This is a genomic window from Paenisporosarcina sp. TG-14, from assembly GCF_000297555.1.
Taxonomy (GTDB): Bacteria; Bacillota; Bacilli; order Bacillales_A; family Planococcaceae; genus Paenisporosarcina; species Paenisporosarcina antarctica.
Window position 1 is genome coordinate 1 of the sequence record NZ_AMGD01000034.1, and the last position, 19,506, is coordinate 19,506.

At 36.4% G+C, this 19,506-nt stretch carries 19 protein-coding genes and 1 riboswitch; of the genes, 12 read left to right on the forward strand and 7 right to left on the reverse strand.

The annotated features are described in order from the left end of the window. Window positions 1-162: 162 nt before the first annotated feature. The 3 genes from C406_RS0111270 to C406_RS0111280 form a co-directional block, all read right to left on the reverse strand. Window positions 163-1,539 (reverse strand): UDP-N-acetylmuramoyl-tripeptide--D-alanyl-D-alanine ligase, encoded by a 1,377-nt coding sequence (locus C406_RS0111270; protein ID WP_017380731.1) that lies wholly within the window; start codon window positions 1,537-1,539, stop codon window positions 163-165. Window positions 1,540-1,551: 12 nt separating this feature from the next. After that, window positions 1,552-2,643: a D-alanine--D-alanine ligase gene (locus C406_RS0111275; protein ID WP_017380732.1), complete on the reverse strand. Its 1,092-nt coding sequence runs from the start codon at window positions 2,641-2,643 to the stop codon at window positions 1,552-1,554. 105 nt (window positions 2,644-2,748) lie between these two features. After that, a complete protein-coding gene (locus C406_RS0111280; RefSeq protein WP_017380733.1) occupies window positions 2,749-3,495 on the reverse strand; it encodes a hypothetical protein in 747 nt (248 codons plus the stop codon). 160 nt (window positions 3,496-3,655) lie between these two features. Here C406_RS0111280 and C406_RS0111285 point away from each other — a divergent pair, with 160 nt between their 5' ends. Further along, on the forward strand, window positions 3,656-4,843 hold the full coding sequence (locus C406_RS0111285) for an FtsW/RodA/SpoVE family cell cycle protein (RefSeq protein WP_017380734.1): 1,188 nt from the start codon (window positions 3,656-3,658) through the stop codon (window positions 4,841-4,843). A 244-nt stretch (window positions 4,844-5,087) separates the two neighbouring features. Here C406_RS0111285 and C406_RS21255 read toward each other — a convergent pair whose 3' ends face one another. Then, window positions 5,088-5,222: an Lmo0850 family protein gene (locus tag C406_RS21255; RefSeq protein ID WP_017380735.1), complete on the reverse strand. Its 135-nt coding sequence runs from the start codon at window positions 5,220-5,222 to the stop codon at window positions 5,088-5,090. Between the two features lie 191 nt (window positions 5,223-5,413). On the opposite strand from C406_RS21255, the gene C406_RS0111295 reads away from it, so the two are divergent. The 4 genes from C406_RS0111295 (at window position 5,414) to C406_RS0111310 (ending at window position 8,197) form a co-directional block, all read left to right on the forward strand. Further along, window positions 5,414-5,827 carry a CBS domain-containing protein gene (locus C406_RS0111295; protein WP_017380736.1) on the forward strand — a complete coding sequence of 138 codons (414 nt, stop codon included), beginning with the start codon at window positions 5,414-5,416 and terminating at the stop codon, window positions 5,825-5,827. A gap of 326 nt (window positions 5,828-6,153) precedes the next feature. Beyond that, complete coding sequence (gene copZ, locus C406_RS0111300; RefSeq protein WP_017380737.1) at window positions 6,154-6,366, forward strand: copper chaperone CopZ; 213 nt, start codon at window positions 6,154-6,156, stop codon at window positions 6,364-6,366. A gap of 145 nt (window positions 6,367-6,511) precedes the next feature. Beyond that, window positions 6,512-7,687, forward strand: coding sequence for an MFS transporter (locus tag C406_RS0111305; RefSeq protein ID WP_017380738.1), 1,176 nt, complete (start codon window positions 6,512-6,514; stop codon window positions 7,685-7,687). A gap of 93 nt (window positions 7,688-7,780) precedes the next feature. After that, entirely contained in the window at window positions 7,781-8,197 is a 417-nt protein-coding gene (locus C406_RS0111310) for a hypothetical protein (RefSeq protein ID WP_155966737.1), read from the forward strand. Window positions 8,198-8,210: 13 nt separating this feature from the next. On the opposite strand, the gene C406_RS0111315 is transcribed toward C406_RS0111310, so the two are convergent. Next, window positions 8,211-9,515, reverse strand: a complete 1,305-nt coding sequence (locus C406_RS0111315; protein ID WP_017380740.1) for an MFS transporter — start codon at window positions 9,513-9,515, stop codon at window positions 8,211-8,213. A gap of 118 nt (window positions 9,516-9,633) precedes the next feature. Between C406_RS0111315 and C406_RS0111320 the strand changes: the two genes are divergently transcribed. Then, entirely contained in the window at window positions 9,634-10,878 is a 1,245-nt protein-coding gene (locus C406_RS0111320) for a helix-turn-helix domain-containing protein (protein ID WP_017380741.1), read from the forward strand. A 2-nt stretch (window positions 10,879-10,880) separates the two neighbouring features. Here C406_RS0111320 and C406_RS0111325 read toward each other — a convergent pair whose 3' ends face one another. Then, entirely contained in the window at window positions 10,881-12,464 is a 1,584-nt protein-coding gene (locus tag C406_RS0111325; protein ID WP_237740551.1) for a GNAT family N-acetyltransferase, read from the reverse strand. A 199-nt stretch (window positions 12,465-12,663) separates the two neighbouring features. Here C406_RS0111325 and cls point away from each other — a divergent pair, with 199 nt between their 5' ends. The 5 genes from cls (at window position 12,664) to queF (ending at window position 16,783) form a co-directional block, all read left to right on the forward strand. Further along, window positions 12,664-14,118: a cardiolipin synthase gene (gene cls / locus C406_RS0111330; RefSeq protein WP_017380743.1), complete on the forward strand. Its 1,455-nt coding sequence runs from the start codon at window positions 12,664-12,666 to the stop codon at window positions 14,116-14,118. A gap of 159 nt (window positions 14,119-14,277) precedes the next feature. After that, a riboswitch (PreQ1 riboswitch) is annotated at window positions 14,278-14,321 on the forward strand. Window positions 14,322-14,474: 153 nt separating this feature from the next. Further along, entirely contained in the window at window positions 14,475-15,143 is a 669-nt protein-coding gene (gene queC, locus C406_RS0111335; RefSeq protein WP_017380744.1) for a 7-cyano-7-deazaguanine synthase QueC, read from the forward strand. Beyond that, window positions 15,140-15,565: a 6-carboxytetrahydropterin synthase QueD gene (queD, locus tag C406_RS0111340; RefSeq protein ID WP_017380745.1), complete on the forward strand. Its 426-nt coding sequence runs from the start codon at window positions 15,140-15,142 to the stop codon at window positions 15,563-15,565. Before queC ends, queD begins: the two co-directional genes overlap by 4 nt. Beyond that, window positions 15,562-16,269: a 7-carboxy-7-deazaguanine synthase QueE gene (gene queE, locus C406_RS0111345; protein ID WP_017380746.1), complete on the forward strand. Its 708-nt coding sequence runs from the start codon at window positions 15,562-15,564 to the stop codon at window positions 16,267-16,269. The genes queD and queE overlap by 4 nt, the downstream gene beginning before the upstream one ends. Before the next feature lie 16 nt (window positions 16,270-16,285). Beyond that, window positions 16,286-16,783 (forward strand): preQ(1) synthase, encoded by a 498-nt coding sequence (gene queF / locus C406_RS0111350; RefSeq protein WP_017380747.1) that lies wholly within the window; start codon window positions 16,286-16,288, stop codon window positions 16,781-16,783. 209 nt (window positions 16,784-16,992) lie between these two features. Here queF and C406_RS0111355 read toward each other — a convergent pair whose 3' ends face one another. Further along, window positions 16,993-17,886: a M15 family metallopeptidase gene (locus C406_RS0111355; RefSeq protein ID WP_017380748.1), complete on the reverse strand. Its 894-nt coding sequence runs from the start codon at window positions 17,884-17,886 to the stop codon at window positions 16,993-16,995. Window positions 17,887-18,006: 120 nt separating this feature from the next. Between C406_RS0111355 and C406_RS0111360 the strand changes: the two genes are divergently transcribed. After that, window positions 18,007-19,164 (forward strand): MFS transporter, encoded by a 1,158-nt coding sequence (locus C406_RS0111360; protein ID WP_017380749.1) that lies wholly within the window; start codon window positions 18,007-18,009, stop codon window positions 19,162-19,164. Window positions 19,165-19,506: the final 342 nt, after the last annotated feature.

Here is a 19,506-nt window from a genome sequence, read left to right on the forward strand (position 1 = left end):
TGGAGCGCAAATCAGCGGTATCATACTAGAACCTACTCCTTAAAATACCCGGAATACTGGGTTCATGGCACTCTAAATTTATATACTTTCTTATCTTTGAACTAAATTTAATATTTCATGTCAATCTGTCTATACTTCCAAACTTTTAGAAATTTGAACTGCTTACTTTATAACGTTTTCAAGTGCCATTCCACGAGAGCCTTTTACTAAAACGATGGAATTTAAAGTAGTATAGGTTTTTAATGTATCTCGAATCGGTTCATAGTCTTTTTCTGACCAAATTACATGAGTATCCGCAAACATATGTTGCAACTTTTCATACAACCATTTCATTCTCGGACCATATAAACAGACGCCTGAGAAATCTTGTGGGTTGATTTGATTAGCCAATTCTTCATGATAAATTTGCTCATCATCACCTAACTCCAACATATCACCGAGTACAAGCCATTTATCTGGCCGAATGGTTGTTTCACAAATGAAAGTGATTGCAGCCTTCATTGATGTCGGAGCAGCATTATACGCATCATTAATAAATAACGAACCATTTTCTGCAGGTATAACTTGCATGCGCATATCTGTTAGTGACGAGTTTTTCAAAGAATCGTGAATCTGTTTGTTGGTTAAGCCTGCTTTTTGTGCAATTAAAATAGCGACTAATGCATTTTTAACTTGATGCTTTCCTAAAACAGGAATCATAAAATGATCTTCAATTAATCCCTTCACATCAAATTCACTACCGTTTTCCGTCGCTTGAATCGATTGCGCATAAACGTCATTAGAACTGTTAGCACCAAATGAAATTGTTTTAATAGTAGAAGTTACATTCTCGATGTTGAATTGTTGGATGAATGGATTAAGTAGTGGTTCATCTCCATCATAAAATAAACAACCTTCCTCTTGTAAGCCTGCAACGATTTCAAACTTGGCCTTCACAATTCCTTCTCGAGACCCCAAGTCTTGCATATGAGCTTCCCCAATGTTTGTAATAGCAACGTAATGTGGTTCTGCTAAAGTGGATAAAAACTCGATTTCACCATAACCACTCATCCCCATTTCAAGCACTGCAAATTCAGTATCTTCATTTAAAGACAAAATGGTAATGGGTAAACCTAAATTATTATTAAAATTACCCGCTGTTTTTTGAACGCGGAAATAAGGAGCGAGAACACCCGCTACTAAATCCTTTGTAGAAGTCTTGCCATTTGAACCTGTAATTCCGATGAATATCGCTTGATGTTCTTTGCGATATGATCGAGCCATTTGTTGCAGAGCTTTTTCACTGTCTTTAACAAAAATAATTGGCACATTTCTCGGTGGATTCGGCTCATCTTGTTGCCAAAGAGTAGCAGACGCTCCTTTTTCAAAAGCCTGGTCTACATATTGGTGACCATTTACTTTTTCTCCTTTAAAGGGGATAAACAAGTCACCAGGTTGGATGGTTTTTGTATTGATTGAGACACCACTTACCATTACATCTGATGTTTCTAACGTATCTATGTTTAGCCATTTCGCAATTGTTCGTAGTGATTTTTTCATAAATATTCACACTCAATCCATTGTATAATGTAGTTGTTGTTTTTCTGCGTGACGTTCAATAGCTAGTTCAATCAGTTGATCAATCAATTCTGAGTAGTTTACGCCCGTGTGTTGCCATAGCAATGGGAACATGCTAGTTGGTGTAAAACCAGGTAAAGTATTCACTTCATTAATAACAACTTCATCATCATCTGTTACAAAGAAGTCTGCTCGAACAAGGCCTGAACAATCCAATACTTTAAATGCTTTAATTGCGTGGTCTATTAGCGTTGCTTTTACTTCTTGTGAAACATCTGCTGGGATAATCATTGCAGTATTCCCATCTTTATATTTTGCTTGATAATCATAAAAAGCTTTCAACGGTTTGATTTCGCCAGGAACAGAACATTTTGGGGTATCGTTTCCGAGTACACCCATTTCAATTTCACGTGCCTTAATGCCTTGTTCAATAATAATTTTCCGATCATATTTTAACGCTAAATCTACGGCTTTAATTAACTCTTCACGATTGGCTGCCTGGCTAATACCGACACTCGAACCTAAGTTTGCCGGTTTAACAAATACGGGCCAAGCAAGTTCTGTTTCTATCTTCCCAAGCCAGTAGCTTTGGTCTTTTTTCCATTCATTTCGAATGAAATGAACGAATGGTACTTGCTTCAATCCTGCAATCTCAAAAAGTTGTTTCATCACTACTTTATCCATACCAGCTGAAGAAGCTAATACGCCATTACCGATGTATGGAAGATTTAATACTTCAAGCAATCCTTGAACTGTACCGTCTTCCCCATTTGGTCCGTGTAGAAGTGGGAATATTACATCTAACGAATTTTCATCTTCACCTGTTCCTTGAGTAGACGGCAGAAAGCTTGAAATGTTATTAGGTAAGCTTTGATTGTTTTCTTTACCAAATTGTAATTGATCTATTGCTTCTACTGGCGCTAGTAATTGCGCACCCTTACGCCATTCGCCTTCTTGTGTAATAAATATTGGAAATACATCATAATCATCGAAATTTAATGCTTGGGTCACTGCACGAGCTGTTGATAATGACACTTCATGTTCTGCAGATTTACCACCATACAATAAACCAATTCTTTTCTTCATTAGATTACCTCCATGTATTAGATACTCTTATTTTATCATGAACCTTGTTTACCCATGACAAATATAAAAAAACAATTCCTTGCACATATCTTTGCAAGGAATTGTTTAAAATCGAATCGTTTTGTCCGGACTTTGTTTTATAACTGTAGTTAATTCGTCCCAAATTTCATCAGGGAATACAGATTCTGGTAAAAAACGAATTTCTAGATCGTAAGTTACTTTTGTTTTTTCTACTTTATATAATGAAAGAAGTACCCCTTCTTTCAACATAGGTTTGTGTGAAATAAATTGAGCCATTGTTAGTTCAGGAAACCTTTCTTTTTGTTTTCGACGCCAAAAAGGTGCCCTATTTTCTTTGTTTCGTACCACTTGATTTAGTATATTGACAACTAATTGTAATGAATCATCAAGTTCACGGAAATATACTTTTGTCATACTTTCATCTTCATTAGACAAGTAAACAAAACGATTTTGAAGTTGATAATAAAAAGGTGATCGAATGGACTCTTTTTTATGACCAATATACAATAATTCTGCTTGCTCTTGAGGTGATAACATATTGAGTCTACGTTCATCCGTAAAATCAATCCATCTTAAATCTGTTGGATTATCCATAAATTCTTTTGTAAATGAAAAAACTTCTTCATCTGGAACGAATTCTAATTGAGTGTGTATGTTAAACGAACTGTCTTTATATTCATGCTTCAATAATAACAAATTTTGCAAAGGGCCTGCATTTTGAACAAATTGATACATTGTTATTCCGCTGAACAATACGAAATGACCAACTTCGTTCATATGTATATAAATATGGTGAAGAAAATCTTCTGTATCACGCACTTTTTTCACCATGATCAACACTCCATTCTACCTCTTATTATATGCTCACTTGGTGAAGAATGAAACATTTGAGCTTGTTTTTCGTTAGTAAATACTGTGCAAGCATTTATAAGCAGTTTACGTTATAATCAAAAGGTTATATAACTTTAAAACAGGAATTCAGGTGACAACCGTGGAAAATAACAAAAGGTTTGCAGACCGTTTCGATTGGACGCTAGCTTTTATAGTATTACTACTCTTTATAGTGAGTTTGTTTGCAATTTCATCTGCCCAAACATCTGGGCAATATCCAATTAACTTTATTCCTCGTCAAGTGCTTTGGTATATTGTTGGTGCTTTAATTATTGGTTTTGCCATGTTATTTGAACCAGAACAGTATAAAAAGATGTCTTGGATTTTCTATGGTTTTGGTATTCTTGTATTAATTGCGCTAGTTTTAGCCCCTGGCGGTCAAGGACAGATTGCTGAATTACGCGGCGGTGCGAAAAGTTGGTTTCATTTACCAGGTATTGGGAGCATTCAACCATCAGAGTTTATGAAAACAATATTTATATTAACAATGGCGCGCATGATTAGTGAGCATCACGAGAAATTTTTAATTAAAACAGTAAAAACAGATGTACTTCTTCTCGGGAAAATCATTATTACTGTATTAGTTCCATTACTATTTATTATGCAACAACCAGATTTAGGTACAGCTCTTGTTTTTCTTGCCATTACCGCAGCAATGATAATTGTCGGTGGGGTAACTTGGAAGTTAATTGTTCCAATTTTTGCAGGTACGGCTGTTTTAGGTGGTTTCATCTTATGGATGGCCGTCTTTATGCAAGAATTCTTATCAGATAAATTTGGTTTTAAAGCCTATCAATTCGGTCGTGTTTATTCTTGGTTAGACCCTTATTCATTCTCCACATTTGAAGGCTATAATTTAATTAAGGCTATGACTGCTATTGGCTCTGGAGAAATTACCGGAAAAGGATATCAAGGACGAGAAGTGTACGTTCCTGAGAATCATACCGACTTTATTTTCACAGTTATTGGCGAAGAATATGGTTTTATTGGGGCAAGTATTGTTGTCAGTTTATTTTTCTTACTGATTTATCATTTAACCAAAATTACCCTACAGTTAAAAGATCCTTTTAGTACATATGTATGTGCTGGAATTATCGCCATGATCACGTTCCATGTATTCCAAAACATTGGAATGACGATTCAACTGTTACCGATTACCGGTATCCCCCTACCTTTTATTAGTTATGGAGGAAGTTCGTTAATGGGGAATATGCTCGCACTTGGATTAGTTTTCAGCATGAAATTCCATCACCGAACGTATATGTTCGGCTCAAGTCAAGATGACTAACTATTAAATTCGGAAAGCGAAACTCTAGACCGACACCGGTGTAGGAAAGATGAAAGGCGAATATTTCGTCTTTCTGACCTCTGAATGGGACCACGCTCTTGGTGCTTTTAGCTAGACAACACCTAAAGGCATAGAAGTTTACTTCGCAAAAGAATACGCTACTATGCGTATTCTTTTTTTTGCATAAAAAAACACCAACTTCACAGTAGGTGTCTAAAATGTATGTTCTATGTTGTGGAATTACTCAGTGAGATTGTGGAGCTTGAGTCGGTGATGCGAGCGCTTTTAACATTTCAAGACGAGATTTTGTCAGAGTAACTGTTACACCTAACTTCGAAAAATTTGAAACGATTCTTCTCAAGTCAACTTGTTTCGTCATATAATGCACCTCTATCTTCCTCTAGTTTTAGGACGTTCTCATTCACTAAAAGTTTCAACTTCTTTTAAAAGATTTTATTTTTATTTAATACACATACTATACCACGTTTATCCAGTTTTAAATCTTTCAATATTGTTACATATTTTAATCAATTGTAAATCATACTAAACAATATTGAAGGAGGTGTTTTCGTGAAAATTAAAGACATTATGTCACGTGATATTGTAACCTGCACACCCACAGATTTAATTTCAGAAATTGCTCAGAGCATGCGAGCTTTGGACATTGGCTGTATGCCAGTAGTAGATGGACCACGTATTATTGGTATGATTACAGATCGTGACATTGTAACGAGATCTGTAGCTGAAGATGGACAACGTTTTGTAAAAGATGTAATGACACAGGATGTAATTTCGGTGGGTCCCGAATCTTCTTCTGAAGAAGCAGCTGAAATTATGGCGCAACATCGTATAAGAAGATTACCGGTGATTAAAAATGATTCCCTTGTTGGTTTTGTAGCTTTAGCTGATTTATCAATTCCAAGTGAAACGGTTCATGATGCTGCACAAGCTTTACACGAAATTTCAAAACCAGAGCACCTTTAATGAATTCCTCCAAACTTTCCCTTTAGTTTGGGGGTTTTTTATTCAATTCATTTTACACAGTACGGAGTTTTTTATACTACATGACAGCTAAGAAATGATAATCCAAGATAAAGATATAGCACATTTACCTACTCGCAATTAAGGACAAATCCTAGTGTTTAATATATGATATTATTACCAAATCTTCTTTAAATCAATCAATCTTAAATAGGTTTACAGAATTTTGTTTTCATTGGTTAGTTAATGTTTTCAAAAAATTAGTTATAACTAAAGATGCCTTTAGTGGAAATAAAGTAAGCAAAAATGATTATGGAGGAGGCTATATAATGGTTGATCGCGTAACGATAAAAGTCGATGGAATGACTTGTGAACATTGTGTAAAAGCAATCGAAAATAGTGTTACAGCAATTTCAGGTGTGGATAATGTTCAAGTTCATTTAGAAACTGGTACAGTTAATGTTGAATTTAACAAAGACGTAGCAGAAGTACAGCAATTTACTAACACGATTGAAGAGCAAGGTTACACAATCGGACAATAATGCACGGCAATTTTACAGTTACATAAGTAATTAACCCCGCAGTTTTAATTCTGCGGGGTTTTTTAATTATCAGTTGTTGTTTGAATAGGTAATTCCGAGTAAAATGAACTAAACGTATTGAGAATAGAAAGCGGGTTCTTTTTAAATGAAGAAAGCCATTTTGTTATTAATGTCTGTGCAATTTTTTGTATATTTAGGTTTTGGAATCATTATTCCCATTTTGCCAGAAGTAATCTTAGAACAAGGGTATAGCGAAGTTCATGTTGGCGGTTTATTAACGATTTATGCTTTAGCTTCTTTCTTTACTGCTCCACTATGGGGTGCATTATCAGATCGGACAGGCAGAAAAAAGTTAATACTGATTGGTTTGCTAGGTTTCAGTATGAGTTTTGTGCTTTTTGCTAGCTTTATTGAAGTACTTCCTATGTTATATGTATCACGAATCGTTGGCGGTATTTTTTCTGGCGCACTGTACACTGCTGTAACTGGATTTGTAGCAGATATGACTACTGAAGAAGAACGCAATAAATATATGGGATTACTCGGCATGTCAATTGGACTCGGCTTTATCTTCGGTCCAGCAATCGGTGGCTTACTTGGTACCATCACGTTGCAACTTCCTTTTATTGCTTCGGCCATATTGACTCTTCTGTTAGTGGTATATGCTAGCGTTATTTTAAAAGAACCAGAGTCTAGAGTAGATGCACGAAAACGTGCAATTGTGCCAAAAGGTGCTAAAACCCTTTGGCTATACCGTATTCGTTATTTGTTCTTGTTTTCGTTTATGGTGACTTTTTTATTAGCAGGGTTAGAAGCCACATTTCAATTATTCCAAATCAATAAAATAGCTATTACTCCCCTTCAACTTGGCTACTTATTTATGGCGAGTGGTTTAGTAGATGCTATTGTACAAGGCGGTATCGTCCGTCGTGTGAAAAATGGTCAAGAAACGAAATGGATTATAGGAGCACAAGTTGTGACAGCGATTGGGTTACTGTTAATGCTATTTACTGGCAGTTTACTATGGGCAGGTTTTGCACTGAGCGTCTTTACAGCTGGTAATGCCCTTGCACGAACGGTATTAGTGTCTCTTACAACAAAAGAATCTGGCGGCATGTATGGCACGGCAGCTGGCATGACGTACTCAATGGATAATATGGGACGGATTATCGGCCCGCTTCTGTTCACATGGATTTTCACAGTTCAACCGGACAAGGTCTATGTATTGTCTAGTGTGCTCGCTATTTTATCAATTAGTCTCATCATACTATTCCGAAAATCTAGTCATTCGTTAAAAAATGATACTCCAGCTCCCTCATAATTTGAGAGGCTGGATTTTTTTCTTATGGCTCTATTAAATTATATGGTTGATTTTCGTTACAACGCTCTCTCATGTTTCGAAGCTAGCAAAGCGATGCAGAAACAGAAACAGAAACAGGAGGACGCTTTCCTCGGGTGGCCAGTGTGCCTCCAAAAAAAAGTAGCTGATTTCCATTGCGGCGGACGCATTCCGGGGGGCACGGCTTTAGCCACTTACTCGCGTCGCTCAGTCCAGGGGTCTTCAGCTCGTGCTGTTCCCCCAGGAAAAGATATTGGTCGAATGCCAGTTCGTCCAATATCTTCGCGACGAGTAACCGCAGGAGCAGATGTTCTTCCGCCTCCTCCATTCCAATCAGTCTGTACTGAAAAAGTAAATAATGAGATTAATTACCTTTCCAGTAAAATAAAAGTTACCACACTACCTGCTAGGCACAAATGTACTCTGTCGATTGTTCTTCAATATCAACAGCATTCTTTAACAATAGTCTTTATCATAGACCATTGGACATGACCAAGAAATTTTCTTATGAAGTTACTATTTTTACTGGCTCTTTTACATTTTCTTTGTCCTCAAGCTCTGGATGTGCTTGTTTCATAATGGATGGACGAAGCATGTAGATGACAGCCATTAATAAAATGATACTAGAAACCAACAAAACATACTGTGCTGGAACGATATCATAAAGGAATCCGAAAAGCACCATCGCTAGAGGCATTAATGACATCGACATGGTTTCAAGTAATCCAAATACGCGACCTCGATATTCTTCATCAATGCGTTTTTGCATCATCACACCAATTGGAGTATTAACGAAAATTAAACTCACACCAAATGTAAACATGAGTACGATATAAAAAATCACAACTGACGTATATGATAACTGGATAAGTAATGGGAAAGTAGCCAATCCCATCAAGGCTCCCATAGTTAAAATGCCTCTTTTCACAACAACTAGAGGAAACTTAACTTCCTTCCGTGTAGCTAAATAAATGGAAGTAACGAGCATACCAACGGCAAGCGCTCCTTCTGTTATGCCAAAATGGGCGGATTGCACTTTCAAGCCATCTACAAGAATAAAGGCATAACCAACAGTAAAAGCTCCGAAGAAAAAGTTAATGACTAGTGCTACCCATACAATTACTACTAATATACGATGTTGTTTTACATAGGTAATGCCCGCTTTCATATTTTGAAGCATTGTCTCTTTCTTTTCATTTATCTCTTCGGTAATTCTTGTTGAAAATAATTTAAAATCCATGGTTGCCTCAAGTATCACGGCAATGATGTAACTGACCATATTAATGATCAAAAACATGTTTATGGAAACAAGTCCGAACAATAGTCCTCCTACCGCAGGTCCACCAATGGCAGCAAGTGATATGGACATTTGATTAAAAGACATCGCTTTTTGAATTCTCTCAGAATCTACTAAATTTGCTATAGAAGAACTAAACGTCACTCCTGAAAACAGTGATGTAATTGACAGGACAATTTCTGTTAGATAAATCGCAATAAGAGAAAGACCTATCGTTAAACTCACCGCTAGCAAGCCTGCAACTGCCAACACGCTACATATTTGAGCAACGATTATAATGGTCTTTTTTGAATACTTATCTGCAGCGTAGCCCGCAAACGGTGCCAAAATTACTCTAGGAAGAATGCTGCAAATTAACACAATCGCGAAACTGGTTGCCGATCCTGTTATTGATAAAATGTAAAAACTAATCCCAAACGTAAAAACACTTACCCCAAATGTTGAAATCAATTTACTAATTGTGAACGTCCACAAATGATATGTGGCTTTCTTTAACTTCATAGCTTCTTCCACATAAAAACTCCTTTTTTAAAAAAAGTTTAATTTAATTAAACAAATAATAACATGCTAGCACTTCCCATGCAAGAGAAAGTTTAATATAATTAAACTAATTAGAAATGGAGCGTTATATATGGATACAATCGGATTACGAATTAGACAACTACGAAAAGAACAAAAGCTTACGTTGGAAGCATTAGCCGGCAACAAGCTGACTAAAGGCATGCTCAGTTTAATCGAAAATGGCAAAGCACGACCTTCCATGGAAAGCTTATCTTATATAGCTCAGCAGCTAGGTGTGGAATCATCTGAATTAATGGAAGATGTTAATCCAACAGAGAAGAGAACGGTGTTAGAAAAAGCAGAGAAACTTTTTAAAGTGGAGTTCTCTGATTTAACGGATGAACATGAACAAATCGTAGAATTAATCAAACCAATCGCAGATAAATTGACGCTCAGTTATGAGTCCGCCCGATTGCTTGATATATTTAGTAGGTCTACACATCAATTAAAACATAAGGATTGGGAAATTCACTATAATCGTGCGATGAAAATGTATGAACAATTGCATTTATATAATCAAAGTGCGTCTCTTGTACTCTTTAAAGGCATGATCCAGTTCACAGCTCATAACTACGAGGAAGCACTAGCCATTATTATGCAAGAACATGCTCGTTTTGATTCTCCATTTGATGCCATGACAACGATTGAGTATCTATATTGTGAATCATTATTATTTTCTGCTGTCGGAAATTATGAACAAGCACAGATTAAAATGACGGAAGCTTTAAATTTTTCTAAAGAAGAACGCATCTTTTACCGGATTGATGATTTGTATCGCTTGGCTTGTTTCCAGGCAATGATTAATGGGAATGAAGAAGATCGATCGTATTATTTAATGAAAGTTAGGCAATACGGAGAGTTTGCGGAAAATAAATTTTCTACAGCGATTGCTGAATATTTAGAAGCACATTTTCACAACTCATATACGAACGACTATCTCAAAGCAAATATTCATATCGAGCGTTTTCTTGAACTGGGAAATGAATTTACTAGTAATACGCTTATGAAGGACAATAATCACTATCTTCTAGAGAAAGGAAAGTCTTTATATGGGCTAGGTAAATTCAAAGAAGCTTTACCAATTCTTATAAAATACCAAGTACCGACCTATTTGCATCATCCTTACGATTTATCAACGGCTTATGAAGTTTATTCCTACCGTGCGCTCTGCTATTCTCAACTCGGAGATCAGGAAAAAGCACTGAATGAAGCTAAAATTGGATATGACTTAATTATTAAATTACCAGACATCCCTTATAAGAAGTTTATTATTCAAACCTATACAGATTTTAAAAAAAGCAGTGACTCAATTTGAGTTCACTGCTTTTCATATTCTACATAATTAATTAGCCATAAGCGGAATTTTTCAAATGACTCTTCAAACTCAGGTTGGATAAGTGACAGTTGAACCCATTGTCTTGCTTTCAAATACGCACTTTGATCATGTAAATCAAATCCAGAAAGTCTAGCGTCTTTCGCCATATGCTTATTTACTGGAGGTACTTTTAACGTGACGATCATTGGGTAACTTTGCTTGGTTAAAAATTCAAACTCGCCATTTTGTTCAGCGAGTAAAAGCTTGTCGTAGCGTTTATTTAAAACGTTATATCGGGCGTTTTTATCGTATGCTTTTAAGGCGATTTCTAGACTTTCCAACAGTTGAGATGAATACGTGTACGGTATTTCCCCATTCGCATAGCAACCTAGATCTAGATACGTAGGGATTGAGGGCGATACGTCGATGAGATGATTTGAAAAAACCAGAGCGATACCCGTCATCGTACCAATCGCTTTCCCACTGACACCAGTTGCTAAGTAAACCTCTTTTAAATTTATTGGAACTGTACCTAATGAACTCACACAATCCATGCAAACTTGAATTTTCTGTTCTTTACAAAGTCCAAGAATGTCATCAACATCATTTAGCATACCCGTCGATGTTTCTCCATGTGCTAGTAAAACCCATCCGTATATACCTGACTGTAATAATAGTTTCAAATCAGAAACTTTGAAAGGATTTCCCCACTCTACTTCTAGCGTTTCAAATTCCAGGTTCCACTTTAATGCTTGTCTTTTCAGGCGTTCCCCAAATGCACCATTGATTAACACCAGCCCTTTGTCTGGAAGTCGGCTAATTTGAGCAATCATTGCTTCATTTGCAAGTGTCCCGCTCCCCGCTAACAAATGGACTTGTGATGCGCCTGTCATCTTTAATAGCTGAGTCTGCACACGTTTGAAGCGTTCAGTAAACTCATAAGACCTATGGGATATGGGAGACCGCTGAAATGGTTTTTTAAGTTCTGGACTCAATTCATTCGGACCTGGATAAAAGGTATGTCTTTTATGTTGAAAACGCGCAGCTATCGATTGTTCATAACGTTCTTTTGTCAAAAACATCGGAATAAAAGCGGCTTCCTCACTTCCAACAGGTTCTGCAAACGCTTGAAATCCAAGTTGACTATACAGTTTTAATTCACGCACAGTCCCAGAAATAACCGCTGCCCCGTATCCCTTTTCGTACGCGTAGTCTGCTAGTGCACGCGCTAACATAAAAAAGACACGTCCATTGCGATGTTCTTTTCGTACTGACAGCAATCGTATCTCGCACAACTTTCCAGTTAATGCTTCAATAGGCAGAACTTTTTCTACTGGACCCACTTTACGATCTAGCGAAAACGGTCGTGTATCTCGAAGTGCAATCATACCTACCAGTTGATGCTCCTTCAAGACAATTAAATAGGTGTTTTCTTGATGAAAAGCATCCGTGCGTTTACCCGTTTCATCTTTTGCATGCTGAGGAATTTCTTCCACAAATGTCTCGTAGTTCAATTTCGCAATGTCTGCATATTCACGTTCACTCCTTGCAATTTTGCACCAATACACATGTACACCCACAATCATTTATTAACTAATTCGTTCTAGTTTTACTTAAGTTCTATTCTCTCACAAAGCCTCTGTTTGAGTTTACAAAAAAATAGGTAAACTACTAGCAAGAAAAACAATCAAATATATATGAAACTTAATTCCCTTCTTTATTAGGTTTCTGTAAGCTATACTTATTTACAATCAAGCGCCGTAATATAGGAAGGGAGGGTCTGAAATGTTTGAATATTTCCTAAGTTTTGGATTCACTTCAATTATCATATTAAATATATTTTTAGCCATTTTTTTAATATTTTTAGAACGTCGAGACGCTTCCGCGACATGGGCTTGGTTAATGATACTATTTTTCATCCCAGTGATTGGATTTATTGTTTACTTGCTTTTAGGTCGACAGTTACGTCAGAAACATTTATTTCGTTGGGAAGGTCGGAGCCAAATTGGCATAGACAACTTAATAGATTATCAAATAGAAGCAATTGAAGCTGGTACCTTTGTATTTCGACTTGCCGACTCCCTCGTATACAAAGATATGATCTACATGCATTTACGTAACAATCACGCTGTTTTAACTCAAGACAATGCCGTGACCATTTTTAATGACGGTGAAAAGAAGTTTTCGGCTTTACTAGAAGATTTGGATCGTGCGAAAGATCATATTCATATCCAATACTACATTTTCCGATTAGATAAACTTGGTACTCGTATCTATGATGTCCTAGTTAGAAAAGCCAAGCAAGGTGTTAAAGTTCGTTTACTCTTTGATGATATGGGTTCGCGAGGTGTGAAAAAGAACGATTTTCAAGAACTGACCGACTCTGGAGGAGACGTAGAAACTTTTTTCCCTTCGATTATGCCTCTTGTAAATCCACGATTAAATTTCCGTAATCACCGTAAAATCGTCGTTGTAGATGGGCGCATTGGTTATATAGGCGGGTTTAACGTCGGAGATGAATATTTAGGGTTGGATCAAAAATTTGGTTATTGGCGTGATACACATTTACGCTTAGAAGGGAGTGCAGTCCACCCCCTTCAAACACGATTTATTTTAGATTGGAATCAAGCTTCCAAGGATCACGAAATTGAATACTCTGATCGTTATTTCCCTGCTATTCCTCAAAAAGGTTCTGTTGGCATACAAATTGTTTCAAGTGGCCCAGATTCTGAATGGGAACAAATAAAAAATGGTTATTTAAAACTAATTAACATGGCCAAAAAATATATATATATTCAAACACCCTATTTTATTCCAGATTCGAGCTTCATGGATTCCCTTCGCATAGCTTGCTTATCAGGAATTGACGTGCGTATTATGATTCCAAATAAACCTGATCATATGTTTGTTTACTGGGCTACTTATTCTTATGTGGGTAACCTTCTCAAAGCTGGTGCAAAAGTCTATATTTATGAAAATGGCTTCTTACATACGAAGATGGTTGTAGTAGATGATGAAGCATCTACTGTAGGAACTGCAAATATTGATTTACGCAGTTTTAAATTGAATTTTGAAGTAAACGCATTTATTTATGATCGAGAAACATCCCACCAATTAGCTGAGTTGTTCGAACAAGACATGCTTTTATCGACAGAGCTTACTATGGAATTGTATGAAGAAAGATCACGTATTATCAAAATGAAAGAGTCTCTTTCAAGACTTTTGTCTCCCGTTCTTTAAAATGACATTTCTATTTAAAAGTATGAAGGTAGTTATACTCTTCATGCTTTTTTGTACATTTTAATCAATAGTTTAAACATTTACGCATTTGTGAAAGTCAGCATTTCTTAGGAACTCAATCAGTTTTATGCTATTATTATTATTTACAATGTACACAAATAGGAAGAGGTTCGCAAACTCCCTCTATAAAAAACTAAGGTGAAAACTGTCGCTTATTTCTACAGTTTTTTTGTGCTGTAATAGACTCAATTCAGTTCATTCAATTGTAATACACCCATGTTTACAAGGAATATTACAGGACTGAATCACCTGCATGGAGATGCCGAATTCTCATTCTTCAAAAGGGGAAATGAGTAATGAAACAAGATAAAGCAGTTGTCGTATTTAGTGGAGGACAAGATAGTACAACTTGTCTGTTATGGGCTTTAACGCAGTATCAAGAAGTGTATACAGTCACCTTTGACTACGGTCAACGTCACATAGAAGAAATTACATGTGCAGAAGAAATAGCAAAAGAATTAAACGTTCCCTTTAAAGTACTGGACATGAAATTAATTAACCAATTATCAGCAAATGCTCTAACTAGAAGTGATATTGCTGTATCTGAAGGAACGGGTGAAGAGTTACCTTCTACTTTTGTCCCAGGAAGAAACCATTTATTCCTTTCCTTTGCCGCAGTTTATGCACAATCAATTGGAGCTCGTCATATTATCACCGGCGTTTGTGAAACTGATTTTAGTGGATATCCAGATTGCCGTGATGTATTCGTAAAAGCACTTAATGTATCCATTAACTTAGCAATGGATTCGTCACTCGAATTTCAAACCCCTTTAATGTGGTTAAACAAAGCTGAAACATGGAAAATGGCAGACGATTTAGGTGCATTAGAATTCGTTCGTACACGTACACTAACTTGTTATGAAGGTATTCGTGGAGATGGCTGTGGCACATGTCCATCTTGTGTATTACGCCAAAACGGGTTAACCACTTACCTTGAAGAAAAACAAGGAAGTGTAACGAAATGATCCAACAATTCTATCCACAAACACCTCATACGTATCGATTCGAATTAAATAAAGATATGCATTTGTCTGCAGCACATTTCATTCCTCATGATGATGCTGGGAACTGCCAATATTTGCATGGTCATACGTATTTTATAAACATTACAATTGCTGGTGATCAGCTAGATGAGATGGGTTTTCTCATAGATTTTAAGGTAATTAAAAATCTTGTCCACAAAAGATATGATCATACAGTTCTTAATAACCACGAAGAATTTGAAGACAAGTTTCCAACTACCGAACAAGTGGCTGAAGAAATTTGGAAAACAATTCAAAATAACTTGAAGACACTTGTACATGAACCGAAATGTATACAAGTTCTAGTTCGAGAAACTCCTACTAGCTATGTTGTTTACCGTCCAAGAGCGGAGGATCTGTTATGAAGATACCCGTGATGGAGATATTTGGTCCTACTATTCAAGGTGAAGGTATGGTCATCGGGCAAAAGACAATGTTTGTTCGTACTGGTGGTTGTGACTACTCTTGTTCATGGTGCGACTCGAAATTCACTTGGGATGGTACAGGAAAAAGCACAGCTATGAAAGCGGAAGAAATTATTAGCTCTTTAAAAGACATTGGTGGAGAGGCTTTTTCTCATATCACTATTTCTGGAGGCAATCCGGCTCTTCATAAAGGATTAGGTGAATTAATCAATCAGTGTCATGAACAAGGTTGGAAAGTGGCAGTTGAGACGCAAGGATCTTATTGGCAAGATTGGTTACTGGATATTGACGATGTAACCATTTCCCCAAAACCACCGAGTTCTTCAATGACAACGGATTTTAATAAGCTCGATACATTTATGCACAATTTAAAAGATGCCAATGCAAGCTTAAAAGTTGTCGTCTTCAATGATGAAGATTTTACCTATGCAGAGATGATTCATCAACGTTATCCTACTGTTCCTTTCTTCTTGCAAGTTGGAAACGATGACGTCTTAACTATTGATGATCAAGCTTTGGTTTCATCATTATTAAAACGCTTCGAATGGTTAATTGACCGTTCTATGAAGTCTACGATTATGAATGATGCGAAAGTACTACCTCAATTACACGCATTAATTTGGGGTAATAAACGTGGGGTATAACAAGGAGGAACCAAAGATGACTGGTCGTCAAAAAGAAGACTTACAAGGAATCAATTTATTAGGTAACCAAAATGTACAATATGATTTTTCGTATAATCCTGGCGTTTTGGAATCATTTGAAAACAAACACCCATATCGAGACTATTTTGTGAAGTTTAATTGTCCAGAGTTCACTTCTTTATGCCCGATTACGAGTCAACCCGATTTCGCTACGATATATATTAGTTATATACCTGAAATTAACATGGTTGAAAGTAAGTCTCTTAAATTATACTTATTTAGTTTTAGAAATCATGGGGATTTTCATGAAGATTGCATGAATATCATTCTGAATGATTTAATTAAACTGATGGACCCTCGCTACATCGAAGTGTGGGGAAAATTCACACCACGTGGTGGCATTAGTATTGACCCTTATACAAACTACGGAAAACCTGGTACAAAATACGAAGAGATGGCTAACCACCGTATGATGAATCACGATATGTATCCTGAAACCATTAATAATCGGTAATCAACATACATTTGATGCACGCAAACCTTTCATATGAATAATCAGGATAAAGTTGAGTCTCTTTGACCCTGCTTCTCCATGAATGAAATAAACAATAAGAGGATGAGGAAAGTGACGTTATCACTTTCCTCATCCTCTTATTTTTTAACAGATCAGAATGTGTTAGATACTTTTCTCATAGCCCACACTCAGTTAATTACACGTACCAATTACAATTCTAAATATTCTTCTAGAGTTTGTTTGTGCATATACATATCAGTTGCTGCCTCAACACCGACATAGCGGTAATGCCAAGACTCATGCATATAGCCCGTAATTTCTTCTTTTCCTAGGGGATAACGTAAGATAAAGCCATAGAAATGTGCATTTTGTGCAACCCACTCACCAGCGGGCGTTTCACCAAACGATGCAGAAGCCCAGTGTTGTTCAAAGTTTTTCTCTCCGATATCGAATGCTAAGCCTGTTTGATGCTCAGAATAACCAGGGCGTGCGCTATATTGGTCGGCAATTTGTTGTCCATCTTTTTCGACATACTGATTATATAAAACTTCTTGTCGCTCAAATGGACGAAATGTACTAAATGCCACAAGGTCAAAGCCATCAAGTTTTGCAGCTGCAGCCATTTGGTTGAATCCTGCACGGGCATTTGGATCTTCACCTATATTATAGTCTTTTGGTAAGGGATATCTTTTATTAACTACTAAAAATCCATCAATAATAGTGGGAGATGTCGGGTGTTTTTGATTTGGAATATACATATTATTTGCTGGTTTCTCTACTGGCGGTGACGGGCTTTCTTTTGGTTCATCAGGAGATTCATCCGGCGTTTCAATTTCCTTTGGTTTCTCATTTGGAACAGGACCCTGATCTTCTTCATCCGTAGGTTCACCTGCTGATTTATCTTGTGTATCAGAATTGATTAGCTTTGGTTCATCTGCCTGTGGCGCTACATTTAGTGCAGATAAGCTTTTATCAAGATCCCAACTGTGTAATCCTATCCAAGTCACAGGTACAATGATGAGAATACTAGCAATTATTATGCTGACCACGATTGGCCATTTCTTTTTGTCACTTTTATTGAATCGTAATTTACGAGATTGCATGAGTTGCCTTCTTTCATTTAACGTACTTTTATTTTACCATTAGTTTGTTAGAAGATGACACTCATCATTATTTTTTCGCTATAATAAGTTAGACATTCGCTATAGATTCGAGGTTCACTAATGATAAATTCACAAAAATGGTTATCTATAAACTTCTTTGCGTTCTTCTTTACATGGGGCGTTTTTCTTCCTTACTGGACTGGATGGTTAACAACTGAAAAAGGTCTCTCCGTTTTTCAGGCAAGCATCATCATGGGTTCAGGAATGCTAGCACGCGCTTTTTCAACATTTGTGTTATTTCCAGCCGCCACTAAACTGTTTTCTATTCGAAAGGTTTTGATTTGGACAGGTTTTTTGGCCTTCCTTATTATGGCGTTATACCTTATAGCTGACTCATTTATTCCCTTACTCGTCATTACCATTATATTTAGTATTGTCTATCCAGTTTTACTACCAGCCATGGAAAGTAGCGCTTCAGTATTAATGAAATCAGACCGTATTCATTATGGAAAAAGTCGATCTTTCGGATCTGCTGGTTTTACGTTTGGTTTACTATTAATCGGAGCAGCAACAGCCATATGGAGTGAAAAAGCAATCTTATGGATTATGTTAGTTGGACTAGCTTTAATGTGGTATTTATACACTCGTCCTTCTCCAGCTGTTTTAATGATTCAACCAGAAAAGAGTAAAAGTAGTCAAAAAAAATCAGATTTTAAACGATTACTTTCTTCAAAACCATTTGTAATTGTACTCATATTAGCCATTCTACTTCAAGGGGCACATGCTTCTTATTATAATTTTGGTTTTATTTATTTGCAGGATCTTGGTGTGAACAGTTTATATATTGGATTTATATTAAATGTAGCTATTATGTTGGAAATTTTATTCTTCGCACGTGCTGATTTACTTTTCTCGAAAACAAAAGTATCAACTATGTTTTTAATTGCAGGAACTGGTTCTACTTTGCGATGGATTCTAATTTTTCTATTTCCAACGATTTGGATTTTTGTATTAACACAATTGTTACACGCTGTTTCATTCGGCGTCGCCCATTATGCTTTTATTCAATTTATCTCTAAACGTTTATCACATAATGAAATACCTGCAGCTCAAGGTATGTATGCTGCTTTTGCGATGAGTTTAAGTACAGCAGTTCTAACTTTTGCTGGTGGATATTTGTACGATATTAGTCCTGGCCTTGCTTTTCTTGGTATGAGCTTATTTTCATTTCCAGCTATAGTTCTTGTCTTACTGACTAGAAAAAAATTCTCCTACTAAAGTTCTATTTTAACTATTACGGTCATAAAAAATGTTTTTGTCTCGAATAAATAAACAGATAGCTGAATATGAATGAAAGAAAATAACAATACATACTTCTTTCTTATCATTTAGGAAAATCGAGACAGGAGTGTACCTACATGTCACGAATCTCTAAATTTGACGTCCTTTTATTAATGCAACAATTAGATGAAATTTTAGAAAATCATAAAAAAGATAGAACGAATGAAAATAATAAAAAAACAAGTAACCGTTAATGGTTCTTTGTCAAATGACGTTGGTGAAGAAATTTAGTCGGCTATAATTTATTTATTTGTCACGGGACTGTCCAGAAAGTCAGTA